Genomic DNA, 432 nt, shown 5'->3' with positions numbered 1-432 from the left:
GTCCACAGCAGGCCAGGACTGCTGCTGCACGGCCTACCTCGTTGCGTCCAGTATTGCGTGCACTGCCGCGACGGGTGCGTCAGCAGCAGATGGGGCGAATGGGCTTTGCCATTCTCATTGTTGTCATGTTAGCTGCTGGATTGGACGGGCTGTTGGTGCTCAACACCACCATCCAGGCGCAGTCCATGCAGATTGCCCAGGAGACGCGCAATCTCAACGTCTTGCAACACCAGCAGGCTGTTCTGGCTGCTGAGGTCGATCACCTTCGTGGTCCGCAGAATCTCCAGGAACAGGCCAAGAAGCTCGGCATGAGGCCGAATCCTTACGGCTCCTATATTGACCTGCGTACTGGCAAGGTCATCGGAACCCAGACCAAGGTCGACGGCAAGGAGGTACCAGGAGTCATCGGGGAGACGGCTAAGCCTGAGGTGG

The 432-nt window shown here is 59.0% G+C and carries 1 protein-coding gene; it reads left to right on the top strand.

Features of this window, described 5'->3' with window-relative positions; all coding sequences use genetic code 11:
- Positions 1-98: 98 nt before the first annotated feature.
- Positions 99-432 (top strand): cell division protein FtsL (gene ftsL / locus KJQ99_RS11395; RefSeq protein WP_214150731.1); only part of this gene is annotated, 334 nt, incomplete at its 3' end.

The sequence above is a fragment of the Campylobacter sp. 2018MI13 genome (assembly GCF_018501135.1).
Lineage (GTDB): Bacteria > Campylobacterota > Campylobacteria > Campylobacterales > Campylobacteraceae > Campylobacter_E.
This window is presented reverse-complemented; position numbering and strand designations above follow the sequence as displayed.